Genomic DNA, 24,647 nt, shown 5'->3' with positions numbered 1-24,647 from the left:
TATGTTGAGTTTAAGTTTTGCTTTTATCTAGTTCAATCACGCCAATAGTCCAGTCCATAGGTAACTTACCCGGTTCCGCCAAAGCGTGCTGGCGCATACTAAGTTCAAGCTGCGCCAAGCCTCCCGCGGTTAATGCCGGAGTTGCGTTACGCACGGTATAATTGGCACCTATACCTTTTAGATCGCGCAGCATTTGCAGCACACTTGGATACCAGTAGCGGAAATTGTTCGCCCTTACCTGTGCCTGCGTCGCTAAATTCTGAGGCAGGCTTCGCAAACTTTGCTCACAAGCCTGCGGGCTTAAAAACTTATTGCTGTGTGTGCCGCCATCGAGGTTACGCCAGGTACTCATCAGTGGTTCCATTGACGGTGCCAGCACTGTGGTGCAAAGCACCCGCCCCCCAGGCTTTGTTACTCGCAGTAGCTCGGTTAGTACCTGAGTAAGGTCATCACACCACTGCACCACCAGATTCGCTACTACAGTATCAAATTGGCCCGCCGCCAGCGGCAACCGCTCTATATCAGCTAGCAACCATTGCTGCTGCGGGAAGTGTTGCTGTGCCTGGTTCAGCATTCCTGGCGCTAAATCTACCCCCAGATATTCACTGCAATGCGGCAACAAGGCCGCAGTCATCGCAGCTGGGCCGCAGCCGGCATCTAGTAGCTTGCCGGCATTCGGGCCAAGTTGGCTTAGTAAAGTTTGGGCGCAATCGCGTTGCAGTTCATTATGACGGGCATAGGTGGTGGCCGCTTTGCTGAATTGTTGGGCTACGCGTTTTTTATCAAAGCCAGTTGTCATAGTTAGCGCTTGGCTCATAACGCTGCCCCATTGCTAGTCCAGAATGGCTGCTGTTTAAGCGCTGCTAAGGCAGTTACTAGTTGATCAAGTTGTGCGGTGGTGTGGTCGGCGGTGATTGTAATACGCAGCCTGGCACTCCCCTTGGGTACTGTTGGTGGGCGAATGGCCGAACACCAGATACCGGCATCGGCTAAGTAACGGCTAGCCGACAGCGCAATGTCATCGGCGCCACAAATAATGCCTTGAATAGCCGTTGTAGAAGGCAATAAATCCAACTCTGCGCTTCGGGCTCCGCTTCTGAACCGCTGAATATTTTGCTGCAGTTGATAGCGGCGCCCGGCACCTTCATCGCTGCGGCAAATTTTAATGGCGGCAGTAATTGCAGCCGCCTGAGCCGCTGAAAATGCGGTTGAATAAATATATTCGCGACAGTTTTGTACTAAATAATTGGTCAATTCCGTACTACCGGCTACAACAGCACCACCCACGCCCAGCGCTTTCCCGAAGGTTGCAGTTAGTATGGGTACTTGCTGCTGACTACAGGCACCGGCTATACCCTCGCCATCCTCACCGCACACGCCAATAGCATGGGCGTCATCAACCATAAGGTCAGCTTTCGCATCGGTGCATAATGCTGCGATGTCGGTAACGGCGGAGGTATCGCCGTCCATACTAAACACACCTTCGGTTACCACCAGCGCGGAGCCACCGGCTGATTTGTTTAGTAGCTGCGTTAAATGCGACTGGTCCTGATGCCGGAATCGTTGCCACGTGCTAGTTGCTGAGTTGCCTTTAGAGCGGTGCTCGCCCAGTGCTTCGCGCACGCCATCAATTAACGACGCGTGGCTTAGCTTGTCCAATAGAACTTTGTCGTAAAAAGCAGATATTTGCTTTAAAACGCCCGTATTTGCGGCGAAACCACTGCTAAAAAGCAACGCATCATCACGCTTTAACCAGTCACAAAGCTGCTCTACCAACTGCGCATGCGGAGCCTGATAACCGGTTACTAGCGGCGATGCACTGCTACTGCAGCCATAATCTGCGGCCGTTTCACGAAAGGCTGTTAATAATGCTGGATGTTGGCTTAAACCTAAATAGTCATTGCTGGAGAAGTTAAGGTACGTGTGGTCATTCACGCGAATGCGCGAATTCTCCAGCAGCGCCAGCGTGCGTCGCTGCCGCCGCTCGTTTATAGCGGGTTCTGGCAACGCAATATGCAAGCCACCGGCACTGCCCATAGTTAACGAACTTCGTAGTATTGAGCAGGCTGTTGCTGCTCCTGTACGGCATCTTCAATAACCGCCTGATGAACCTCGTCGCTGTAATCATCACGCGCTTCAGGTTTTATTCCCAGTCGCTTGAATAGCTCCTGATCACGCTTTGCTTCTGGATTAGCAGTAGTTAACAAGCGCTCGCCATAAAAGATCGAGTTGGCGCCAGCAAAAAAGCACAAGGCCTGCATTTGCTCGTTCATGTCTTCGCGGCCCGCCGATAAGCGTACATGTGATGCTGGCATCAGAATACGGGCTACGGCTACGGTCCGAATAAATTCAAACGGGTCTAAGTCGTCCAGCTCAGCAAACGGCGTGCCCTCAACTTTCACCAACATGTTAATGGGTACACTTTCAGGATGCTGCGGTAAGTTCGCTAACTGCATTAATAAGCTAGCACGGTCACGCAAACCCTCGCCCATACCAACAATACCACCGGCGCACACTTTCATACCGGCATCACGCACGTTACCAAGGGTATTCAAGCGATCCTGATAGGTTCGGGTGGTAATAATATCGCCGTAAAACTCCGGCGACGTATCTAAGTTGTGGTTGTAATAGTCAAGACCGGCCTGCTGCAGCATTTTTGCCTGAGGCGCGGTTAACATACCCAGCGTCATACAGGTTTCCAGACCAATTTCCTTCACGCCACGCACCATATCAAGAATGTATGGCATGTCGCGGTCTTTCGGGTTCCGCCAGGCGGCGCCCATACAAAAACGGGTGGCACCAATAGCTTTGGCCTGCTCGGCTTCGTGCAGCACCTTCTCTACGGCCATTAAGCGCTCACGATCAACGCCGGTATGGTAATGCGCACTTTGCGGACAATACTTACAATCTTCCGGGCAGGCGCCGGTTTTAATGGACAACAAAGTGCTCACCTGCACTTCGTTTGGATTGAAATGCTGACGGTGAACCTGCTGAGCCTGAAACAACAGATCGTTGAAAGGTAACTCGAGTAAAGATTCGATTTCTTCAATGGTCCAGTCTTGGCGTATGGTTGTTTGTTGCGCAGTCATTGTTGGCGTTTCCATTAGTTAAAACTTGTTATAAGTTGCGAACCGTTATGCTCGACTAGCTTACTGGCAGTAGTTACACTGTCAACTTATTTACAACCAATAACTTTACGAATGGTTATTTATTAACCATTCACAAGCTATTAACCGGGAATTAACCATGAATTCAGCTGATTTAGACTTTGACCGTAAGCACCTGTGGCACCCTTATACGTCATTGACAAATCCGCTCCCCACCTACCCCGTAGTGGCTGCCAAGGAATGCCAGCTGGAACTGGCCGACGGCCGTAAACTGGTTGATGGCATGTCGTCCTGGTGGGCCGCTATTCATGGTTACAATCATCCGGTGCTGAATAAGGCTGCTGGTGATCAACTGCAGAAAATGAGTCACGTGATGTTTGGTGGTATTACGCACCCACCAGCTGTGGCCCTGGGCCGGCAATTGGTCGACATTACCCCCGACCCCTTACAACGCGTGTTTCTGGCCGATTCAGGTTCGGTTGCCGTGGAAGTAGCCATTAAAATGGCAGTGCAGTACTGGTTTAGCCGTAATCAACCTGAAAAAAATCGCATGGCCAGTATTCGCGGCGGCTACCACGGCGATACTTTCGCGGCTATGTCGGTGTGTGATCCGGTCAATGGCATGCATCATTTGTTTCAGGGCGCACTGCGCGAGCAGCTATTTGCTCCGGTACCAGGCCTTACGCCGCAAGACGACTGGCAGGAAAGCGAGCTGGATGCCTTAGAAACCCTGTTAAAGAACCATCAGCATGAGCTGGCAGCATTAATTCTGGAACCCGTTGTGCAAGGCGCCGGTGGCATGCGCTTTTATCACCCGAACTACCTTAGTGGTGCCAAAGCCTTGTGCGAGAAATACCAAGTTCTGTTAATCGCCGACGAAATCGCCACCGGCTTTGGTCGTACCGGTAAGCTGTTTGCCTGCGAACATGCGGCTATATGCCCTGATATTTTATGTTTAGGCAAAGCCTTAACTGGCGGCTATATGACCCAGGCTGCGGTACTTACTACCACCGATGTGGCCAACACTATCGGCAATGGCCCCGCCGGGGGATCCTTTATGCACGGGCCTACCTTTATGGGTAATCCGCTAGCCTGCGCGGTGGCCAGTGCCAGTATCGAGGTGCTGTTAAGCAGCAACTGGCAACAGCGCGTGGCAGCTATTGAACAGCAACTGCGCGATGAGTTAGCAGCGGCGCGGGACTTACCGGCGGTTGCTGACGTTCGGGTTTTTGGTGCTATTGGTGTGATGGAAATGCGCGAACCTGTTGATGCAGCCAGCGCCCAGAAGTTTTTCGTGGAGCGCGGCGTGTGGATTCGCCCCTTCGGTAAATTAGTTTACTTAATGCCGCCGTTTATAATAGAACCGAACGAGTTAACCCAGCTCACGGATGCCATGTTGGCGCTAGCCCGCAGCAGTTAATTCGGGCAAAACCACTAAATCAATAAATATCTGCGCTAAGGTGCAGGTATTACTTGAGTCTGCGGCAAAGCGCGGTAACATATCAGACCTTATTAATCCTATTCATAATTTATAAAGTGGAGCCGGTTCCCCCATGTCTTTCGCTTCTGTTGTTGATGTTCTATCAGGCGAGATTGCTGTTGGCAGCGAGATCACTGTACGCGGTTGGGTTCGTACCCGACGTGATTCTAAAGCTGGTATCTCTTTTATCAACATTCACGACGGCTCATGCTTTGACGCCGTTCAGGCCGTAGTGCCAAGCGAAGTTGACAATTACCAGAGCGAAGTCGTGAAACTCACCACCGGCTGTTCTGTTGCCGTTACCGGCACCGTTGCCGAATCAGCTGGTCAGGGCCAGGCATTCGAGTTACAGGCAACCAAAGTACATGTGTATGGCTGGGTTGAAGACCCCGACACCTACCCCATGTCACCAAAACGCCATTCGATGGAATATTTACGTGAGCATGCACACCTGCGTACCCGTACCAATGTAACTGGCGCGGTTATGCGAGTTCGTAACTGCCTGTCGCAAGCGTTGCACCGCTTTTTCCATGAGCAGGGTTACCTGTGGGTGAGCACCCCAATTATTACTGCATCCGATGCCGAAGGCGCGGGTGAAATGTTCCGAGTGTCGACGCTGGACATGATGAATATCCCGAAGAAAGATAACGGCCAGATAGATTACGCACAGGACTTTTTCGGTAAGGAAGCTTTCTTAACGGTATCCGGCCAGCTCAACGTTGAGTCTTATGCCTGTTCACTGTCAAAAGTGTACACCTTTGGCCCTACCTTCCGGGCCGAGAACTCCAACACCAGCCGTCACCTGTCAGAGTTCTGGATGGTTGAACCAGAAGTAGCCTTTGCTGACTTGAATGACATTGCCGGACTGGCCGAGAGCATGCTGAAGTATGCCTTCAAAGCTGTACTAACCGAACGTGCTGATGACATGGCGTTCTTCCAGCAGCGTATTGACTCTGGCGTTATTGATCGTCTGCAGCAAGTGATTGAGCAAGACTTTGTGCACATGGACTACACCGACGCTGTAGAAATTTTACAAAACTGTGGTAAAAAGTTTGAGTATCCGGTGGCCTGGGGTACCGATTTACAGTCTGAGCACGAGCGTTACCTGGCTGAAGTGCACGTCGGCGCGCCTATTATTCTGAAGAACTACCCGAAAGATATTAAGGCCTTTTACATGCGTCAGAATGACGATGGTAAAACTGTAGCAGCAATGGACGTGCTGGCGCCGGGAATTGGCGAAATCATTGGCGGTAGTGCCCGTGAAGAGCGTTTAGACGTTCTGGACGCACGCTTAGATGAAATGCAGTTACCGAAAGAACAATACAGCTGGTACCGTGATTTACGCCGTTATGGCACCGTACCTCATGCTGGTTTTGGGCTTGGTTTCGAGCGCCTGGTAACTTACGTTACTGGCATGCAAAACATTCGTGACGTGATTCCGTTCCCACGTGCACCAAAAAGCGCTGATTTTTAATCAGCGCCAGATTCACCTTTACTCGTTGAATCAAACCACTGAAAAACTCCTGAGGCTTCCCGCGCTGGCTTAATCGGCGTTGGAACCGCAGGCGTTCCTACATACAAAAAACCAATCAGTTCATCGTCTTCTGCCAATCCTAATTCAGTTCGCACGAATTCATCCTGAGCTAACCAGCCGGTACGCCAAATGGCCCCCAGCCCTTGTGCAAAACATGCTTGTTGCATAGCCATGACTGCCGCTGCGGTACTACAAATTTGCTCTACCCACGGCACTTTGTCATGTGGTTGATGCTGCATCACCGCCGCTATCAGTACGGGTGCACGAAACGGTAATTGAGCGGCATGATTCACGGCCACCTCGTCGTCGCCGCGCGCCTTTGAAGCGGTAGCAAAGAGCTGGCTAAGCTGTTGCCGGCCATCACCGCGGTATCCATAAAAGCGGTATGGGGTAAGCTGCATATGATCCGGCGCGCGCAATGCGGCCGCTTCAATAATTGCGAGCTGCTCGCGTGTTGGGCCCGGCTCCATTAAGCGCGGCATCGACGAGCGTGTCACTAATAATTCCAAAGCATCCATGGTTTTGTATCTACTTCTAATTGAGACTTGCAATCAGTCTATCAGGCTTCCAAACCCAGACAAAGAACAGCACCTGTACAAGCTGATAAAGATCACGCTCTGTTACATAGTAAGACTGGTTTAAAGCGGCCCGTTTCGTTATGCTAACAACTATCGTATAAAAGCCACAAGTAGGTATTTCATGGGCGCAGTATCGTCAACTTTCAGTCAGCTATGGCGAGTCTTAAACGGCACACGCAAAGTGATCGTAAACTTGGTTTTCTTTTTCGTTCTGGCACTAATTATTATTGCCCTGACCAGCGAAGAAGACCCTATTGTGGTGCCGGATAACGCTATTCTAGTGCTTAACCCACAAGGCGTTATTGTTGAAGAAAAAACTTATGTCGATCCGGTGGAAGCTTTCTTTGAAGAAACCTTTGGCGGTCAACCCGAAAATCCTGAAGTATTGCTAAGCGATATTCTAAATTCTATTAAACGTGCCCAAACCGATGACAGTATTGGCGCCCTGCTGCTGAATCTGGAAAATCTCCGGGGCGGTGGTGTTAATAAATTGCAGGCTATTGGTGCCGCTCTCGATGAGTTCCGTCAATCTGGTAAACCTATTATTGCCGTTGGTGATTACTACTCACAGTCGCAATATTACCTGGCTGCTCATGCTGATAAGGTCTACCTGAACCCGCTCGGCGGCGTTGATCTGCAAGGTTTTGGTTACTATCAGTTGTACTTCAAAGACATGCTGGCAAAACTTAAAGTGAACTCGCATGTATTTAAAGCTGGTGCGTACAAGTCAGCGGTTGAGCCCTACACCCGCAATGACATGTCTGACGAAGCACGTGAGGCCAACAGCGAACTCTATATGGCGTTGTGGGACGCATTTAAAGACGATTTAACCGCGCATCGAGCTATTGAGCCACGTTTATTACAAGGCGATTTAGAAGACTTTATGGCGCTGTATGAAGCAGCCGATGCCGACAGCGCGGCTTTCGCTGTGCAAACCAAACTAGTAGATGCATTAAAAACCCGGGAAGAAATTCGTACTGAGCTCATTAACTTGTCGGGCTTCGATGAAGAAAAAGAGAGCTATAAGAACATTAACTTCCTGAGCTATCTGGAAGCAACGAATGATGCACCACAACTGGGCGGTAGTTCGAAGCCAACTATTGCGCTTATTCACGCCCGTGGTGTGATTATGGACGGTTATCACAAGCCAGGTATTATTGGTGGTGACAGCACCGCAGAGCTACTTCGTAACGCCCGTTTGAATGAAAATACCAAAGCTGTGGTACTTCGTATCGACAGCCCTGGTGGTAGCGGTTTTGCCTCTGAGATTATTCGTCAGGAAGTACTGCAATTACAACAAGCCGGCATTCCGGTGGTGGCTTCTATGAGCACAGTGGCAGCATCTGGTGGTTACTGGATAGCAGCAAGTGCAGACGAAATCTGGGCAGCACCAACCACTATTACCGGCTCGATTGGTGTATTCGGTATGTTCTTCACCCTGGAAGACAGTCTGGCAGAGCTTGGTATTAATAGTGACGGCTTCAGAACGACAGAATACCCGTACCTAAACCCAACTCGCGAACTGTCTGACAGTGCCAAGCAGCTGGTGCAAAGTAACATTGAAAAATTCTATAAAGACTTTGTGTCCTTGGTTGCTGAAAGTCGCGAAATGAGTTTTGACGCTGTTCATGAAGTGGCTCAGGGTCGCGTTTGGACCGGCAGCAAAGCACAGGAACTTGGCCTGGTAGATTCACTGGGTAACTTGAATGATGCGGTATTGGCAGCGGCGCGTTTAGCTGAATTGGATGACTATCGGGTTGCCCCGGTAGAGCCGGAACTGTCTGCCAAAGAAATGTTCTTCAAGGAACTCTTCGGTAAAGCCGCAGTTTGGTTACCAGAACCAGCCCAGCAACCACAACGTGGATTGGTAAAACAAAGTATTTACCGGGTTTGGCGTGAAGTTGAAATGCTCGACAAATTCAACGATCCACAAGGCATTTATGCACTTTGTGAACTCTGCCCTACTGATTAAGTAGTGAAAAAATGCTATAAAGCGGGTTCCACCGAACTAGTAAATGGATTGTGAGCTCGTGAGCAGAAAACGTATTTATGTAGCCTACACAGGCGGCACCATTGGTATGCAGAAATCGGCACAGGGATTTATTCCGGTGCCGGGTTTTTTAACTGAATGCGTACAAAAAATGCCGGAGTTCTTTCGCGCAGAAATGCCGGAGTTCACCATTCATGAGTATGCGCCCTTAATGGATTCTTCAGATATGTCGCCAGCCGATTGGCTGCACATTGCCGAAGACATTCAAAACAACTATGCCGACTACGACGGCTTTGTGGTGCTGCATGGTACTGACACCATGGCCTACACGGCGTCTGCGTTGTCGTTTATGTTCGAGAACCTGGGTAAACCGGTAATCATCACCGGGTCGCAAATTCCATTAGCGGCGCTTCGCTCCGACGGCCAAACCAATCTACTTAATGCGCTTTATATAGCCGCTAACTACCCTATTCCTGAAGTCAGTTTATTTTTCAATAACACTCTGTTTCGTGGCAACCGTGCCACCAAAGCCGATGCTAATGGTTTTGATGCCTTTGCCTCACCGAACTTCCCGCCATTGCTAGAAGCCGGTATTCAAATTGTGGTGCACGAAGGCCAGCTAGCTCCGTTAAGTGACGAGCCATTGCGACTGACGCCAGTAAGCCCGCAGGCTATAGGTGTCGTAACTTTGTATCCGGGTATTGCCGCCGATATTTTTAATAATATGCTGCAGCAACCGGTAAAGGCGCTGATTCTGCAAAGCTATGGCGTAGGTAACGCGCCGCAAGACCCGGCGCTATTGGCCGCTTTAGAGCGTGGTATAGAATCCGGTACGACTATTTTAAATCGCACCCAGTGTTTCCGCGGCAAAGTAAATATGGGTGGTTACGCGACCGGTAATGCGCTGGCCGAAATTGGTGTGGTGAGCGCCAACGACATGAGTATTGAAGCGGCGCTGACCAAACTGCACTACTTGCTGTCACAAGATATGTCACGTTCGCAACGAGAGCATCTACTGCAACAGAATTTGCGTGGTGAACTTACCTTCTAGTCATCAGTTTCTAAATACCAGTTTCTACACCCCATTGAGGCCGTCAATCACTACCTGATTACGGCCTTTATTTTTTGCTTCGTAACAAGCACGGTCAGCCCGACGTATCCAGTCAATCACGTATTCATCAGCAATACTGGATGCAGCCAAGCCAATACTAATGGTTACCGCTTTTACACTCGGGTGCTCATGTTCCAGCTCTTCTACTTCCCGGCGAATCCGTTCGGCTATCTGTAAAGCATGCTTTTCATCGCAGTCGCGCAACAATACAGCAAACTCATCACCACCAACGCGGGCGGCAAAATCGTCCACTCTAATCTCGCCCACAATAATTTTTGCTAATTGCTGTAGTACCCAGTCGCCAACCTCATGCCCGGCACTATCGTTAACCGATTTAAAATGATCTAAATCCAGTGACAACAGCACCGTTTGTACCTGCTGTTGGCGATGTAAATTAAATAACTTTTCGATTTTTTCGTCGTAGCCACGGCGATTAGCGAGTTTGGTGAGCGCGTCTTCGTTCGCCACGTTAATAAGCTCTTTTTCACGCGCATAGCGCATGCTGACATCTACTATGGTGCCCACCATACCCACTAGTTTTTGGTCAAACTCAACCGGATATAGCTGACAGTTCACCCACACGGTATTGCCCTCAGGGCGCACATAGCGATGATCCAAGCTAAAGAAACTCTTATCTTCTAATGCTTGTTGCCACATCACGCATACACGTTTGGCATCATTCGCTGGCATGGCTTTGCACCAGTCGCCATCTTGAAACAGTTGTTTAGGCCAGCCGGTAATGCGGGCAACCGCTGAATTAATAAACTCAGCTTTGCCGTTATTATCAACGACAAACAACCCGGCACTGGAGGCCTCTAGAATGGATTGCAAATAAACCTGCCGTTGCTGCAATTGTTGCTGTGATACATGGTTGTCTTCCAATAGTTGATTAAAAGCGACCACCAATGCATCAATTTCTTCATACCCAATAGGGTCCAGTTCAGCGCGGGCGCCGGCTTGCAATCGCGAGAGTTCATTGGTCAGGCGGGGTAAATGCCGCATCTGCAAATGCAGTAGCCACCAAATAATAATCATCACCACAAAAGCTGCGGTTATTATGGCTAAAAGTAAGGTGCGAGTCGCTTGATCGGCAGCCGCGTAGGCTTCTTCTTCCGGAATCACGCCCGCAATAATCCAATTATTATCTTGCAGGCTTTCATAAGACTGCAATGATTTACCGCCACGCAGAGCTTCGATATGAACCACCCCACGCCAACCAGCAAGTACGCGTTTTCTGAAGATTTCACGATCCTCAGGTATTGCTTGCATAATAAAGTCTTGCTGCGGGTGGCTGATAATCAAACCATCGGCACTGATGACTGAAATATAACCGGTAAGGCCTATTTGCGTGCGCTCCAGTGCTTTCAGAAAACTGTTATCGCGCAACGACATGCTGCCGACCAGAATCGCTATAATATCGCCACGACCGTCTCTTACTGCGTAACTCAGATTCACTAGCGGTAGCTGGTTCGGGTCAGTCAAAAAGGGTTCGCTGAGAACAACTTCTGCACTCACCACTGCACGTTTGTAATAGTCACGAAAGCTCGCATCGGCGTTGCGCCGGGATTCAAAGATTGGCCAGTCGTCAAGCACGCGACCTTCGGGTGACAACACCAACAAATTATCGAATAACACTTTGAGGGCTGACTCGTTCGCCAAAGACACCTGTTCCGGACCTACTTGCCGAATATTTTCAGCCCACTGCTGTAACGCTTTTTTACGCGTATTCAGCATAAAATCAGCAGCGTCAGCAACAATAGCCGTGGCATGATTTAATTGCTCACGAGCAGCTAAGTCAGCTTGCTCACGTTGCACACTTAAGGTTACCCAGGCTGCCACGACAATGAGCGCAAACATTCCACTGGTTAGCGTAAAAAGGATTCGGGAGCGGAGTGACTTTGTTATCTTCGGCATCGGCGGTCGTTATAATTATGTTGTTTTAAGCAGAATACCATGGTGCTCCTTAATGCCAAGGGCGAATTTAAATTTTCTTTAATTGGTAATTTGCGGTGGAGTTTCGTGTGACATTTAAGTGAATTTCAGTATGCTAGCTGCTGCGTTAATCACTTAGTCTTAACCTTAACTATAAGAATAAAATTATGGCTTTGAAATCTCCTGCGTTTTCATCTCGAATTGGCTTTATTCTGGCTGCGGCCGGATCCGCCGTGGGTGTTGGTAATATTTGGGGCTTCCCTACCCAGGCCGCCAGTAACGGCGGCGGCGCATTTTTGTTGGTGTACCTGATTATGGTAGTGATTCTGGCCTATCCTATGCTGGTGGCCGAGCTCACCATTGGCCGTATGCGCCAGCGTAATCCGGTTGAGGCTTTACGTAGCTTAAGCAAACGCCCGTTCTGGCGCGGTTTTGGTGCGGTAAGTGGCGTTGTTGGCCTGATTGTATTAGCTCTTATTTTAAGCTTCTACAGCATCGTTTCCGGCTGGTTACTGGCCTTTATGTTTGCGCCCTTGGCCGAACTGTTTGGCTATCAGGAGTTAGCACTGTGGCTTACCGAATTCAGTACCGAACGCAATCTAATCATGATGGGACTATTCACCTTAGTTACCATTTATGTGGTGCGTTCCGGCGTAACCGATGGTATTGAGCGCTGGTCACGGCGCTTAATGCCGCTGCTGTTTGTGCTGCTGATTGCCATGGCGGTTTATATATCCACCCTGCCAGGCGCCACCGACGGCTTAATGATGTACTTAACGCCAGATTTCAGCCGCGTTTCTGATCCCGACTTAATTATCCGGGCTATGGGCCAGGCGTTCTTCTCACTATCGCTGGGCGTATGCTGCATGATGACCTACGGCGCTTATCTGTCGCGTGATGAAAACCTGCCAAAAACAGCAGCATGGGTAGCTCTGTTGGACAGCTCAGTGGCCTTCCTAGCCGGTTTACTGATTCTGCCGGCTATGTTCGCAGCACAGTATAATGGCGTTGAAATTTACGATGCCAACGGCAGCTTGCTATCAGCCGATACGCTGGTATTTACCGTATTGCCGGCCATGTTCGATACCATGGGTAATGGCGGCCTTTGGGTTGGTTTAGCTTTCTTTGCGCTCATGGTTATTGCGGCTATTACTTCGTCTATATCTATGCTGGAAGCACCGGTAAACGCCTTGCGCGAAGAAACCGGCCAACCGCGTTCACAAATGGTGTGGGTAGTAGGTTCAACCGTTGCCTTAATCTCCACCATCATTATTTTGAACTTCAACACGCTGTTCACGGCTGTGGTTACCTTCAGCACCGTCTATATGCAGCCTCTGTTAGCCCTTGTATTCGGCGTTCTACTTACTTGGGTGCTACGCCAGCACTTCCTGTTAAAAGCGCTGCAGGAAGGCTCACCGGAAATTCACAAGAGCCTGTTCTGGAAAATCTGGCCCTGGTACGTGAAGTTCATCTGCCCAATACTGATCCTCGTCATTATCTGGCAGGGTTAGTTCTTAACTGCTGCTTTATACGCATAAAAAAAGCCCGGCTAGTGCCGGGCTTTTTAGTGTTTGCTGCAGCCGAAGCTTAGATAACAAACATGTCCATAAATTCATGAACTGGTGTTTGTTCCAACTTCTTCTGATCTTTACACAGGCTGAAGATGTTGTTGGTACGACCGATTGGGAAGCGCGTTGCAAGGTTACGCTTGAACTTGTCTTCCAGTACCGGAATACCTTCTTCGCGACGCAGGCGGTGACCAATTGGGTATTCAACTTCAATACGGTCAGTGCTGCTGCCGTCTTTGAAGAAGATCTGCATAGCGTTGGCAATAGAACGTTTGTCAGGATCGTGATATTCACGGCTGTAACGCTCGTCTTCAACCACTTCCATTTTCTCGCGCAATTCATCAATGATCGGATTGCTACGGTGGAAGTCGTCTTCGTAATGCTCAGCTACCAGGTTACCAAACGCCAACGGTACTGCGGTCATATACTGTAAGCAGTGATCGCGGTCAGCCGGGTTGGCCAAATCGCCTTTCTTCGAAATAATACGAATGGCTGATTCGTGCGTGGTCAGCACAATTTTCTCAATGTCGTCCAGACGGTCTTTCACTTGCGGATGCAAGGTCACAGCTGCTTCACAAGCAGTCTGCGAGTGGAACTCAGCCGGGAACGAAATCTTGAACAACACGTTTTCCATTACGTAGCTACCGTAGTCACGCTGGAATTTGAACTGTGCATCTTCTTTCGACTTCAGTTTCTGGTCTTTATTGGTCTTGTTGAACAAGATGTCATAGAAGCCCCACTGTGGTGCAGTTAATGCACCTGGAATGCCCATTTCGCCGCGCATGCTGATGTCAGCTAAACGCACGGCACGTGACGTCGCATCACCGGCAGCCCATGACTTACGTGAACCAGCGTTTGGAGCGTGACGGTAAGTACGTAAAGACTGGCCGTCTACCCATGCTTGCGATACGGCAGCAAGGATCTGCTCACGGTTACCGCCCATCAACCAGGTAACTACCGCAGTTGAGGCCACTTTTACCAATACCACGTGGTCTAAACCAACACGGTTGAAGCTGTTCTCAAGCGCCAGTACACCTTGAATCTCGTGCGCTTTAATCATGCCTTCTAACACGGTCTTCATGGTTAGCGGCTCAAGCCCACGGGAAACGCGGTTTTGTGAGATGAAATCAGCGGTAGCCAAAATGCCGCCCAGGTTGTCAGACGGGTGACCCCACTCAGCTGCTAACCAGGTATCGTTGAAATCTAACCAACGGATAACACAGCCGATATCCCAAGCTGCTTTCATTGGATCCATACGGAACTGGGTACCAGGCACGCGTGCGCCGTTAGGTACCACAGTACCTTCAACCAATGGGCCTAAATGCTTGGTACACTCTGGGAAGCGCAATGCCAACAGGCCACAACCTAAGGTGTCCATTAAGCAGTTACGCGCGGTGTCCCACGCTTCGTCGCTATCTACTTTATAGTCGATAACGTAGTCTGCAATGTCCTGAATGACTTTGTCATAATCCGGACGTTCGTTTGTATCAAAATTCGCACTCATATTCTGCGTACTCCTTGTCGCAACTTTTTAAATTAAATAACTTAACGCTGTTCGATTGGTGTCACTTTACGTGGCTCTGCACCAACATAATCGGCTGACGGACGAATAATACGGTTATCCGCACGTTGTTCGAATACGTGTGCAGCCCAGCCAGTCAGGCGTGACATCACGAAAATTGGGGTAAACAACTTAGTTGGAATGCCCATAAAGTGGTACGCAGACGCATGATAGAAGTCGGCGTTGGGGAACAATCCTTTTTCACGCTTCATCACGTCATCAACACGTACTGAAACCGGGAATAAAGTGTCATCACCTACATCGTCAGACAATTTCTTCGCGTATTCTTTGATAATCTCGTTGCGCGGATCAGATTCGGTATATACCGCATGACCAAAGCCCATGATTTTATCTTTACGCTCAAGCATACCCATAATGGCTTTCTCAGCTTCGTCAGCTGAAGACCACTGAGCAATCATGTCCATCGCGGCTTCGTTAGCGCCACCGTGCAATGGTCCACGTAATGAACCAATAGCACCGGTTACACAGCTGTGCAGATCCGATAAGGTTGATGCACATACACGAGCGGTAAAGGTTGAAGCATTAAACTCATGCTCTGCATACAGAATCAATGAGGTATTCATCACTTCTTCGTGCAATGCATTTGGCGCTTCGCCGCGCAGCATGGTTAAGAAATGCGCGCCTACTGAATCATCATCAGTTTCGGTTTCAATACGCTCGCCGTCGTGGCTAAAGCGGTACCAGTAGCAAATGATACTTGGCAAGCTGGCCAACAGACGATCGGCTTTGTCTTCCTGCTCTGAGAAGCTCTCTTCCGTTTCCAGATTACCCAGCATTGAGGTACCGGTACGCATAACATCCATTGGATGTGCGTTAGCCGGAATACGTTCTAACACTTCTTTTAATGCTTGTGGCAGGCCACGCATGCCTTTCAGCTTAGCTTTGTAAGATTCTAATTCGCTTTGCTTCGGCAATTCGCCTTTTAAAATCAGGTATGCCACTTCTTCGAACTGACAGTTCTTGGCCAGATCTTTGATGTCGTAGCCACGGTACGTTAGGCCTGAGCCTGATTTACCGACTGTTGATAAAGCGGTTTTACCTGCGACTTGACCACGTAGGCCTGCGCCACCCTGTTTTTTCTCTGCCATGATTTGGCTCCTTCTTATTTATTTCTGCCTTGCGCAAATAGCGCATCCAGTTTTTCTTCAAAATCGTGATAGTTCAGAAAGTCATACAGCTCAGAACGAGTCTGCATGTTGTCGACAACGGCTTTTTGATCGCCGTCGGTTAAAATGTGTTCGTACACGTTGAGCGCGGCTTTGTTCATAGCGCGGAAAGCACTTAATGGATACAGCACCATTTCAACGCCAACGTCTGCTAATTCCTGCTTATTATACAGTGGCGTTTGTCCAAATTCAGTGATATTCGCCAATACAGGTACAGACAGTGCTTTAGTAAAGGCTTGATAGTGTTCAAGCTCCGTTACAGCTTCGGCAAAAATAGCATCGGCACCGGCATCAACACAGGCCTGTGCGCGTTCGATAGCGGATTCTAAACCTTGTTGAGCAAAAGCGTCGGTACGCGCCATAATGAAGAAGTCCGGATCGGTTTTAGCATCAACGGCGGCTTTCACCCGGTCAACCATCTCGTCCAGGCTCACAATCTCTTTGTTTGGACGGTGTCCACAACGCTTCTGTGCGACCTGATCTTCAATGTGAATACCAGCGGCACCGGCACGGATCATCTCTTTCACTGTCCGTGAAATATTAAATGCCCCACCCCAGCCAGTGTCAGCATCTACCAACAATGGCAGCGATGACGCAGCGGTAATACGACGTACATCTTCCAGCACGTCATTTAATGAGGTCATACCCAAATCCGGCAACCCAAAGGAAGCATTGGCTACCCCAGCTCCGGATAAGTAAATGGCTTTATGGCCAGTACGCTCTGCCATCATGGCGGTGTAGGCGTTAATAGTACCAACCACTTGCAACGGTGCTTCCGCTGCAATGGCTTGACGTAATTTAGCTCCTGGAGATACTTGCGACATCTTCCTGCTCCTGTAATTGTAATTTCACTTGAATATTTTTACGGCTGGCGGCGATATGACGCCGCATCAGCATTTCGGCCAGTTCACCATCACCTGAGGCAATAGCATCAACAATTTGGCTATGTTCTTTAAAAGCGGTTTTGGCGCGCGGCCCGGCCATGCCGAATTGCACGCGATACATGCGAACTAGCTGATACAACTCGCCGCACAACCAATCGATGAGTTGTTGATTCTGACTGCCGTGAATCAGTCGGTAGTGAAAATCAACATCGCCCTCACTTTGGTAATAACTTTGTCCGCTTTGTAGCGACTCGGCTTTGGCGTGATCGGCCAGTAGTTGTTTTAGTTCATCTATTTGCTGCACTGTCATACGCTCAGCCGCCAAACGGCAGGCCATGCCTTCCAGGGCTTCGCGTATTTCATATATTTCAATCAGTTTAGCAGCGGATAACGTAATAACTCGCGCGCCTACATTGGGTGTACGAATCACCAGGCCGCCAGCTTCTAAACGTTGGATTGCTTCACGAAGGGAACTACGACTGACATTGAACTCACGCGCCAATTCCGGTTCGCTGATTTTGCTACCCGGCGGTATATCCCCTTCAACAATGCGTTGCTGAAGCGTATGAAATACATGGAACGATAAAGACATAGTCACTTTGTCGACAATTCTAGATGGCAGAAGCCTAACAGATTCTAGTTCTTAGGTAAATAACAAGATATTGTCGACATCTTATAATTTCAGGATTTCTGATGTTGGGCTCTAAAAACCAATAAAAAGACAAAAAAAAGCTCGGGACCAATCCGAATTGTCCCGAGCATAGGGGAATGGCTCAAAGGGATTGAGCCGTGCGCTAACTCATCTCGCTAAACGCCTAAAAATTAAGCGTTGTTAATTGCGGTATTTTTAAGCATAGTCAAAAATTGAACAATTGCTAAAATTTTTATACTTTTTTTATACCGTTGTTTTATATAGAGAAATCAATAGTTACACACGACTAATGAACAAGTTGTACACACCTTCTACACCGCTGTAGGCGAGGCCCCACGGAACAATTGATAGAAATTATTGCGGGTAACCTCAGCCACCTCGGCCAGCGTAATATTTTTCACATCAGCCACACATTTGGCCACATCCGCTACAAATGCCGGCTGATTTTCTTTACCGCGATGCGGCACCGGTGCCAACCACGGGCTGTCGGTTTCAATCAATATTCTTTCTAAGGGTAGTTTTTGGACCGTTTCACGCAGCTCTTTGGCGTTGGCAAAGCTGGCAATACCGGAAATCGAAATATAAAAGTCCAGTTCGTCTATGGCTTGTTTTGCCATGTCATAGCTTTCTGTAAAGCAATGCAATACGCCGCCACAACGTTCCGCTTTGCCCTCACGTAAAATAGCCAGAGTGTCTTCCTGCGCAGCACGGGTATGAATAATCAATGGCTTATCAAGCTCTACCGCAATATCGACATGACCGGCGAAGCTTTCTTTTTGAATCTGTTGATTGTCCGCATCGTAGAAGTAATCCAGCCCGGTTTCCCCCACAGCTACAACTTCGGGGCGTGACGCCAGCTTTCTCAGCAGCTCAGCATCGTAACCATGTTCGGCTACGTACAGTGGATGCGCACCGCAAGACACTGAAATATTCGAGAATTCAGCCACGCGCGCCTGCATTTCTTCAAACTCAGCCAGAGTTACGCATACGCACAACATATGCTCTACTTTGGCTGCCGCAGCATTGGCCAGAACTTTCTTTAAGCCGGCGGCGTCTTTTGCTTGTTTGATTTTATCCAAATGACAATGGGAATCGACATACATAATGGAAGGTACCTTACTTCTTTAAGAACACCGTTAAATGGTGGATGTAGGTGCATCAGACTGCACCAAATGACCAAGCAGCGTTTCTATTCGATTGCGTAAATGCGATTTGTCTTCCAGCAGTTGCACACCGAAGCCGGCTTCACTGTTAGCTGATCCTCTGGGCGGAGACAACCACACGACCTTGCCTTTCACCAACGTTGCTTCGGTGTCTTTTGGTAACGTAACCGACAACATAACTTCTTCACCGAGCTTGTGTTGTACCTGGCCTTTACCAGTGGCCACGAACAGGCCGCCCTGCTGTACAAATGGCATATAGGCTTTGCGCACTTGCTCTTCATTACTCAAATTTAATGTGTAGTCACTCACTGGGCCACCTTAACCACTGGTCGCGCAGCAATAACCGGCCATTTAAGCCGGATTGTTGCTGTTGCTGCTGACGCACGCGTTGTATAGCATGAATGTGTTCACTCAAATCTGCCATCGACACGTTCTGACGCATAAGCCAGTCGTTGGCAGTAGCAACTTCATTCGTGTGCAAACGAAGTGGTTGTATATGTTGTTTGATACGGACTAAATCCTGCATCAAAAACTCGCTGGCGTCCAGCCATGTAGCCAGATTGTCTTTATCGGTTAAACCAGGCCAGGCGCCCTGACCCATTAAGGCAGCCCATAATTCAGCAATAGGATCATGCTCAGTTGTACTAGCGTCATCACTGCGTTGCTGTAACTGCGCCAATGCCTTCAATGGTGCTTCCGGCCAGGCGCGCAGAATAGGATCATCGGCGGCCAGCGGTTGTTGGCCATATTGCTCCAGCCACTGCTTCAGCTCGGTGCCCACAAAGGACGGAAATCGGTGCATACGCATCCGACTCCGCAGCGTGGGAAGCAATTGCATCGGCCGCTCAGCTGCAAGCACCAAAAAGGTATTCGCGGTAGGTTCTTCCAGAGTCTTCAGCAAGGCATTAGCAGCGGCTAGAGTGAGCTTGTCAGCATATTTAATGACCGCAAGTTTACGGCCGCTCTGATTGGCGGTTTGACTTAGTTGCTGGGTGAGCTTGCGAATTTGATCCACGCCAATTGACGCTTGCTCAGCATCGCCAACCTCGATCAGGTCGGGATGATTGCCGGCTTTCATTAGCAGGCAGCTTTTGCAGGTACCACAGGCTTTACTGGTGGGTTGCTGGCACAGCAGCCACTGGCTTAAGTTGCCAATCAATACGTCGCTGGCAGCATCTAAGCGCCAGGGAACACAATGCGCATGCGCCAGTCGATCGTGGCGCGCATCATCGAGTAGTTGTAACCAAAGTTCTCGCAGCCAGGGATAGCGCATTAAAATAAGTTCTCTTCAATCGCTTGTAATAAATCACGCTGAACCGCCGGGAAGCTTTGGTTCGCGTCTACTACCACTATATTGGGCTCACTGGCAGCTATATCCAGATAGCGCTGACGGGTGCGTTCAAAAAACGCTAGATCTTCTTGCTCAATACGATCTAAGGCACCACGACTACGGGCGCGTTCTAAACCTATTTCCGGGTCAATATCCAGCAACAAGGTTAAGTTTGGACGAAAATTACCAAGTACCAAATCGCGTAACGACGTCAGCATGGCATCACCGAGTTCACGGCCCCCACCCTGATAGGCCCGAGAGGACATATCGTGCCGGTCGCCCACTACCCATGCCTGCTGAGCAAGAGCTGGTTTAATCACATTTTCAACCAGTTGTACGCGGCTTGCATACATCAGTAACAGCTCAGTTGAAGCGGTTAACTGCTCGTCCCACTCTTGCTTTACCAGCACCCGCAGTTGCTCCGCCAACGGGGTTCCGCCCGGCTCCCTAACCGTTTCGGTTGGGATGCTTTTCGCCTGCAGGTGACTAACGATGCTAGCTATGGCTGAGCTTTTACCGGCGCCCTCTAAACCTTCAACAACAATAAATTTTCCTGGCATTAGTTCGACGTGTTCCTTTGATATTTATTCACGGCACGGTTGTGCTCAACTAAGGTGCGCGAAAATATGTGTTCGCCTTTGCCGTTGGCCACAAAATAAAAATACTCTGAGTCGTCAGGCTGTGCGGCTGCCAGTAAGCTGTCATAACTGGACATAGCTATTGGTGTTGGCGGCAAACCGTCAATACGATAGGTATTGTAAGCCGTGGACTCACGCAAGTGTGCACGGGTTAAGTTACCATCAAAATTATCAATACCATAAATGGTGGTTGGGTCCGACTGCAGCCGCATGCCTTCGTTAATACGATTGATAAACACCGAACTAACCAACCCTCGCTCACTGTCAAAGCCAGTTTCTTTTTCAATAATAGAAGCCATGATCATAAGCTCATACTTTGACTTTAAAGGTAAATCCGGCCAGCGTACAGACCATGCACGTTCAACGGCATCTTGCATTTTAGTGAATGCAGATTTCAGTATGGTTACTTCCGAGGTGTTCGCATGAAAGCTATATGTGTCCGGAAACAAGGCACCTTCCAGGCTTGGCCAAGGGCGGTCAGCGCTAATTCGCTCATATAATTCAGCGTTACTTAAGTCGGTGGTATCTTTCTTCAAATAAGGATGAGCCGCCAGTTGCTGCCGCCATTGTGCCAGGGTTTGTCCTTCTATCAACGTAATAGTGAACAAGTGCTGATCGCCTGTGGCCAGCTTATTAAATAACTGCTCTAAGCTCATTCCCGGTTCCAGTTGATACACCCCAGCCTGCAGTCGAGAACTATTGGACCACAACCGAATGCTGAGGTAGTCACGCTGAGGTTCAACCTGAACACCTTTAGCGGCTAAATCACGAAGCACGCTGCGGGTGTGGCTGCCTGATTTAATTTCCAGCAGTTGTGACTGTATCAGGCCCGGCATCGGACGTTGAAATAGCCAATAGCTGCTGGCAATTAGCGCAATAGCCACTAAACCAGCCACTGCAGTGGCTATAAGAATAAATCGTTTCATTTAATTAGCCCGTTCACACCCTTAGGAAGTGTTGCATCTGGTAACGCCACGCCGTTAATTGTGGCTATTGACTGCGCGCCGAATACGGAGTTACATATAAACGCCTGCTGCGCCGACAGTAACGCTGCAAGCGGGTAATCCCCCTGCGCAACCTTACCCAGCCACTGCTCAGTCAGAATCACCTGACGAGCTACTCCGGCCACCCCAGCCTGAGTTAGCGAAGGAGTATGCCACTGCTGACCATCATACCAAAATAAATTACCCCGTGTGCTCTCACAAAGGTAGTTACGGGTATCGCAAACGATTAAATCATCGATGCTGTCAGCTGTGTCCGAAGTTTGTTGCGCACTTAGCTCGTTAGCCAACAACACTTGCTCGAGCCGATTAAGAGTTTTCAACCCCGCTAAGGCTGGCTGACAAGCCAGTTGTAGTTTTGTCTGGCCTAACTGCAGTTGCTGTTTAATAGTTTTCGTACTAGTGGCTTGCGGCGGAAGATCAGACAGCGTCAGGTACCAGTTACTCTGATTTGGCACCCGTGCATAGCCTCGACCGGAAGCGCCACTGGTAATAATGATTTTAACAATAGCGTCAGATGCATGGGTTGCTGCTTCAGCAATGCACCGCAGCAAGCTGGACTCAGTGGGTATAGGCAGGTTTAAGTGGGCACTGGCCTGTTGCAGTCGTTGGTAGTGATAAGACCACCACAGCGGTTTGCTCTGGCTTAATCGGAGCGTGGTAAAGTGACCGTCACCGAACTGTAAACCACGGTCAAGCTGCGTTGTTGGCAACGCCTCGCACAATTCACCATTTAGCCAGGTTTTCTGCATGTGTAGTTCTCTGTTGCTGTTTGCCTATTTTAGTCGGTTAGCGGCCTCAAATTACAGACAAAAAAAAGGCGGAATTTTCATTCCGCCCTTTCTGACTCAGAACAATTAATCGTTCGAGTGATTTGTTACATAATCAATGGCGGATTGAACCGTTTTGATTTTTTCAGCTTCTTCGTCTGGAATTTCAGTTTCAAACTCTTCTTCCAGAGCCATTACCAACTCAACTGTATCCAGTGAGTCTGCGCCCAGGTCATTTTCAAAAGAAGCTTCAGGTTTTACTTCTTCTTCTTTAACGCCCAGTTGCTCGATGATGATTTTCTTAACGCGTTCTTCGATAGTGCTCATATTTTAAGATTCCCTTAAATTTATAGGTCTTTGATACGGAAATTGGCTGTAGTGTAGTTAAACCGAACCAATTAATAAAGTAAAAATTCTAACAATACCAACAGGTCATACCCCTATTGGTTATACCATTGCCATACCGCCATTCACATGGATGGTCTCGCCGGTAACATAAGCAGCGGCTGGCGATGCTAAGAACACCACGGCTGCAGCCACTTCTTCCGGCGCGCCCAAACGAGCGGTTGGGATATTTTTGAAAATGCTTTGCTTCTGATCGTCGGTTAAGGATTTTGTCATATCGGTGTCAATAAAGCCCGGCGACACACAATTAACGGTAATACCTCGGGCCGCAATTTCCTGCGCCAAAGATTTACTAAAGCCAACTAAACCGGCTTTGGCAGCGCAATAGTTCGCCTGCCCCGGGTTCCCGGTAGTACCTACCACCGACGAAATGTTAATGATACGCCCATTTCGACGTTTCATCATCCCGCGCATAACGCCTTTACACATGCGGAACACAGCTTTCAGGTTGGTATCCAGTACTGCGTCCCACTCATCGTCTTTCATACGCATAAGCAGGTTGTCACGAGTAATACCAGCGTTGTTTACCAGGATATCCAACTGACCATATTTTTCATCAATGGCTTTTAGTAATTCAGCAACAGCGTCGGCGTCGGTTACATCAACCGCGTAGCCCATGCCCTTGTCGCCAAGGTAGGCACCAATTGATTCAGCACCAGAGGCACTAGTCGCGGTACCCACCACGGTAGCGCCTGCGGCAACCAGTTGCTCGGCAATAGCCCGGCCAATACCGCGACTAGCGCCGGTCACTAAAGCTACTTGTCCATCTAAATTAAATAACATTCGCTAAGTTCCTCACTTTCCTTCGTGGAGTATTTACTGCTTGGCAGCATCTCTGAATGCATCAACTGTATTCAAAGCGTCGCAATTCATGGTTTTAACAATTCGTTTATTCAAGCCGGACAGTACTTTACCTGGTCCCACTTCATAAGCTTGTTCAACACCCTGCTGGGCAAGGTAGTTAATAGTTTCGGTCCAGCGCACTGGTGAGTATAGCTGGCGTACCAGAGCGTCGCGAATAGCATCAACAGAATCAGCATTGGTAACATCCACGTTATTAATCACTGGTGTTTGTGGCTGTTTCAATTCAACGTTGGCCAAGGCTTCCTGTAACTGCTCTGCGGCCGGGCGCATTAATTCACAATGCGACGGTACGCTAACTGGCAATGGTAACACGCGCTTAGCACCGGCTTGCCGACAGGCTTCTGCTGCACGCTCTACCGCCAGCTTTTCTCCTGCAATAACCACCTGCCCTGGTGAGTTATAGTTCACCGGCGCCACAATTTGACCTTCAGCAGCCTCTTTACAGGCTTTGGCAACTTTGTCGTCGTCCAGCCCGATAACCGCGGCCATAGCACCTTTACCCGCAGGTACGGCCTGTTGCATGTACTCACCGCGCAATGCTACCAGCTTCACTGCATCGGCAAAGTTTAATGCCCCGGCGGCTACTAACGCCGAATACTCACCCAAACTATGACCGGCCATAAACTTAGGTGTTACCAGGCCTTGCTCTTTAGCAACGTCGTACAACGCCACGCTGGCGGTTAACAAGGCCGGTTGGGTGTTATGCGTTTGATTTAACTCTTCGTCAGGGCCCTGCTGTACCAGCTTCCATAAATCGAAGCCTAATGCATCACTGGCCTCTTTATAACGCTGTTCAATACTACTAAATTCACTTGCAACATCGGCCAACATGCCCACACTTTGTGAGCCTTGTCCCGGAAATAAATAAGCTGTACTCATAACAGATGTATCC

At 49.2% G+C, this 24,647-nt stretch carries 23 protein-coding genes; 5 read left to right on the top strand and 18 right to left on the bottom strand.

Annotation, left to right across the window (positions count from 1 at the left end; translation table 11 throughout):
- Positions 1-10: 10 nt before the first annotated feature.
- The 3 genes from CCE91_RS06395 to bioB are packed head-to-tail and all read right to left on the bottom strand — an operon-like array spanning position 11 to position 3,089.
- On the bottom strand, positions 11-817 hold the full coding sequence (locus CCE91_RS06395) for a methyltransferase domain-containing protein (protein WP_086434383.1): 807 nt from the start codon (positions 815-817) through the stop codon (positions 11-13).
- Positions 814-2,037: an aminotransferase class I/II-fold pyridoxal phosphate-dependent enzyme gene (locus CCE91_RS06390; RefSeq protein ID WP_086434382.1), complete on the bottom strand. Its 1,224-nt coding sequence runs from the start codon at positions 2,035-2,037 to the stop codon at positions 814-816. The genes CCE91_RS06395 and CCE91_RS06390 overlap by 4 nt, the downstream gene beginning before the upstream one ends.
- A 2-nt stretch (positions 2,038-2,039) precedes the next feature.
- The gene (bioB, locus tag CCE91_RS06385; protein WP_086434381.1) at positions 2,040-3,089 is read right to left on the bottom strand and encodes a biotin synthase BioB; all 1,050 of its coding nucleotides are present in this window, start codon (positions 3,087-3,089) and stop codon (positions 2,040-2,042) included.
- A gap of 157 nt (positions 3,090-3,246) precedes the next feature.
- Here bioB and bioA point away from each other — a divergent pair, with 157 nt between their 5' ends.
- Together bioA and asnS are read left to right on the top strand one after the other, a co-directional pair.
- Positions 3,247-4,527: an adenosylmethionine--8-amino-7-oxononanoate transaminase gene (gene bioA, locus CCE91_RS06380; RefSeq protein ID WP_086434380.1), complete on the top strand. Its 1,281-nt coding sequence runs from the start codon at positions 3,247-3,249 to the stop codon at positions 4,525-4,527.
- 133 nt (positions 4,528-4,660) lie between these two features.
- Complete coding sequence (gene asnS, locus CCE91_RS06375; RefSeq protein ID WP_086434379.1) at positions 4,661-6,061, top strand: asparagine--tRNA ligase; 1,401 nt, start codon at positions 4,661-4,663, stop codon at positions 6,059-6,061.
- On the opposite strand, the gene CCE91_RS06370 is transcribed toward asnS, so the two are convergent.
- Positions 6,058-6,618 (bottom strand): nitroreductase family protein, encoded by a 561-nt coding sequence (locus CCE91_RS06370; RefSeq protein ID WP_407681276.1) that lies wholly within the window; start codon positions 6,616-6,618, stop codon positions 6,058-6,060. The genes asnS and CCE91_RS06370 overlap by 4 nt on opposite strands.
- Positions 6,619-6,820: 202 nt before the next feature.
- Between CCE91_RS06370 and sppA the strand changes: the two genes are divergently transcribed.
- Positions 6,821-8,671: a signal peptide peptidase SppA gene (gene sppA / locus CCE91_RS06365; RefSeq protein WP_086434377.1), complete on the top strand. Its 1,851-nt coding sequence runs from the start codon at positions 6,821-6,823 to the stop codon at positions 8,669-8,671.
- A 58-nt stretch (positions 8,672-8,729) separates the two neighbouring features.
- Positions 8,730-9,740: an asparaginase gene (gene ansA / locus CCE91_RS06360; RefSeq protein ID WP_086434376.1), complete on the top strand. Its 1,011-nt coding sequence runs from the start codon at positions 8,730-8,732 to the stop codon at positions 9,738-9,740.
- Positions 9,741-9,764: 24 nt separating this feature from the next.
- Here the strand turns inward: ansA and CCE91_RS06355 are convergent, their stop codons facing one another.
- Positions 9,765-11,657: a sensor domain-containing diguanylate cyclase gene (locus tag CCE91_RS06355; protein WP_159454936.1), complete on the bottom strand. Its 1,893-nt coding sequence runs from the start codon at positions 11,655-11,657 to the stop codon at positions 9,765-9,767.
- A 242-nt stretch (positions 11,658-11,899) separates the two neighbouring features.
- Between CCE91_RS06355 and CCE91_RS06350 the strand changes: the two genes are divergently transcribed.
- The gene (locus tag CCE91_RS06350) at positions 11,900-13,243 is read left to right on the top strand and encodes a sodium-dependent transporter (RefSeq protein WP_086434374.1); all 1,344 of its coding nucleotides are present in this window, start codon (positions 11,900-11,902) and stop codon (positions 13,241-13,243) included.
- A 76-nt stretch (positions 13,244-13,319) separates the two neighbouring features.
- Here the strand turns inward: CCE91_RS06350 and CCE91_RS06345 are convergent, their stop codons facing one another.
- From CCE91_RS06345 to fabD, 13 genes are all read right to left on the bottom strand, one after another.
- The gene (locus CCE91_RS06345) at positions 13,320-14,804 is read right to left on the bottom strand and encodes a bifunctional 2-methylcitrate dehydratase/aconitate hydratase (protein WP_086434373.1); all 1,485 of its coding nucleotides are present in this window, start codon (positions 14,802-14,804) and stop codon (positions 13,320-13,322) included.
- Positions 14,805-14,845: 41 nt separating this feature from the next.
- Positions 14,846-15,970: a bifunctional 2-methylcitrate synthase/citrate synthase gene (prpC, locus tag CCE91_RS06340; RefSeq protein WP_086434372.1), complete on the bottom strand. Its 1,125-nt coding sequence runs from the start codon at positions 15,968-15,970 to the stop codon at positions 14,846-14,848.
- A 14-nt stretch (positions 15,971-15,984) separates the two neighbouring features.
- On the bottom strand, positions 15,985-16,872 hold the full coding sequence (prpB, locus tag CCE91_RS06335) for a methylisocitrate lyase (RefSeq protein ID WP_086434371.1): 888 nt from the start codon (positions 16,870-16,872) through the stop codon (positions 15,985-15,987).
- Positions 16,847-17,524: a GntR family transcriptional regulator gene (locus CCE91_RS06330; RefSeq protein WP_086434370.1), complete on the bottom strand. Its 678-nt coding sequence runs from the start codon at positions 17,522-17,524 to the stop codon at positions 16,847-16,849. The genes prpB and CCE91_RS06330 overlap by 26 nt, the downstream gene beginning before the upstream one ends.
- A 371-nt stretch (positions 17,525-17,895) precedes the next feature.
- Complete coding sequence (locus tag CCE91_RS06325) at positions 17,896-18,687, bottom strand: TatD family hydrolase (protein ID WP_086434369.1); 792 nt, start codon at positions 18,685-18,687, stop codon at positions 17,896-17,898.
- Between the two features lie 33 nt (positions 18,688-18,720).
- A complete protein-coding gene (locus tag CCE91_RS06320) occupies positions 18,721-19,056 on the bottom strand; it encodes a PilZ domain-containing protein (RefSeq protein WP_086434368.1) in 336 nt (111 codons plus the stop codon).
- The gene (locus CCE91_RS06315; protein ID WP_086434367.1) at positions 19,049-20,020 is read right to left on the bottom strand and encodes a DNA polymerase III subunit delta'; all 972 of its coding nucleotides are present in this window, start codon (positions 20,018-20,020) and stop codon (positions 19,049-19,051) included. Before CCE91_RS06315 ends, CCE91_RS06320 begins: the two co-directional genes overlap by 8 nt.
- Positions 20,020-20,637 carry a dTMP kinase gene (gene tmk / locus CCE91_RS06310; protein WP_086434366.1) on the bottom strand — a complete coding sequence of 206 codons (618 nt, stop codon included), beginning with the start codon at positions 20,635-20,637 and terminating at the stop codon, positions 20,020-20,022. The genes CCE91_RS06315 and tmk overlap by 1 nt, the downstream gene beginning before the upstream one ends.
- On the bottom strand, positions 20,637-21,641 hold the full coding sequence (gene mltG, locus CCE91_RS06305) for an endolytic transglycosylase MltG (RefSeq protein ID WP_086434365.1): 1,005 nt from the start codon (positions 21,639-21,641) through the stop codon (positions 20,637-20,639). Before mltG ends, tmk begins: the two co-directional genes overlap by 1 nt.
- The gene (gene pabC, locus CCE91_RS06300; protein ID WP_086434364.1) at positions 21,638-22,468 is read right to left on the bottom strand and encodes an aminodeoxychorismate lyase; all 831 of its coding nucleotides are present in this window, start codon (positions 22,466-22,468) and stop codon (positions 21,638-21,640) included. The genes mltG and pabC overlap by 4 nt, the downstream gene beginning before the upstream one ends.
- A 105-nt stretch (positions 22,469-22,573) precedes the next feature.
- Complete coding sequence (acpP, locus tag CCE91_RS06295; protein WP_086434363.1) at positions 22,574-22,813, bottom strand: acyl carrier protein; 240 nt, start codon at positions 22,811-22,813, stop codon at positions 22,574-22,576.
- 120 nt (positions 22,814-22,933) lie between these two features.
- Positions 22,934-23,674 carry a 3-oxoacyl-ACP reductase FabG gene (fabG, locus tag CCE91_RS06290; protein ID WP_086434362.1) on the bottom strand — a complete coding sequence of 247 codons (741 nt, stop codon included), beginning with the start codon at positions 23,672-23,674 and terminating at the stop codon, positions 22,934-22,936.
- A 33-nt stretch (positions 23,675-23,707) separates the two neighbouring features.
- Positions 23,708-24,634, bottom strand: coding sequence for an ACP S-malonyltransferase (fabD, locus tag CCE91_RS06285; RefSeq protein ID WP_086434361.1), 927 nt, complete (start codon positions 24,632-24,634; stop codon positions 23,708-23,710).
- Between the last annotated feature and the right edge of the window lie 13 nt (positions 24,635-24,647).

The sequence above is a fragment of the Pseudidiomarina planktonica genome (assembly GCF_900177775.1).
Lineage (GTDB): Bacteria > Pseudomonadota > Gammaproteobacteria > Enterobacterales > Alteromonadaceae > Pseudidiomarina > Pseudidiomarina planktonica.
This window is presented reverse-complemented; position numbering and strand designations above follow the sequence as displayed.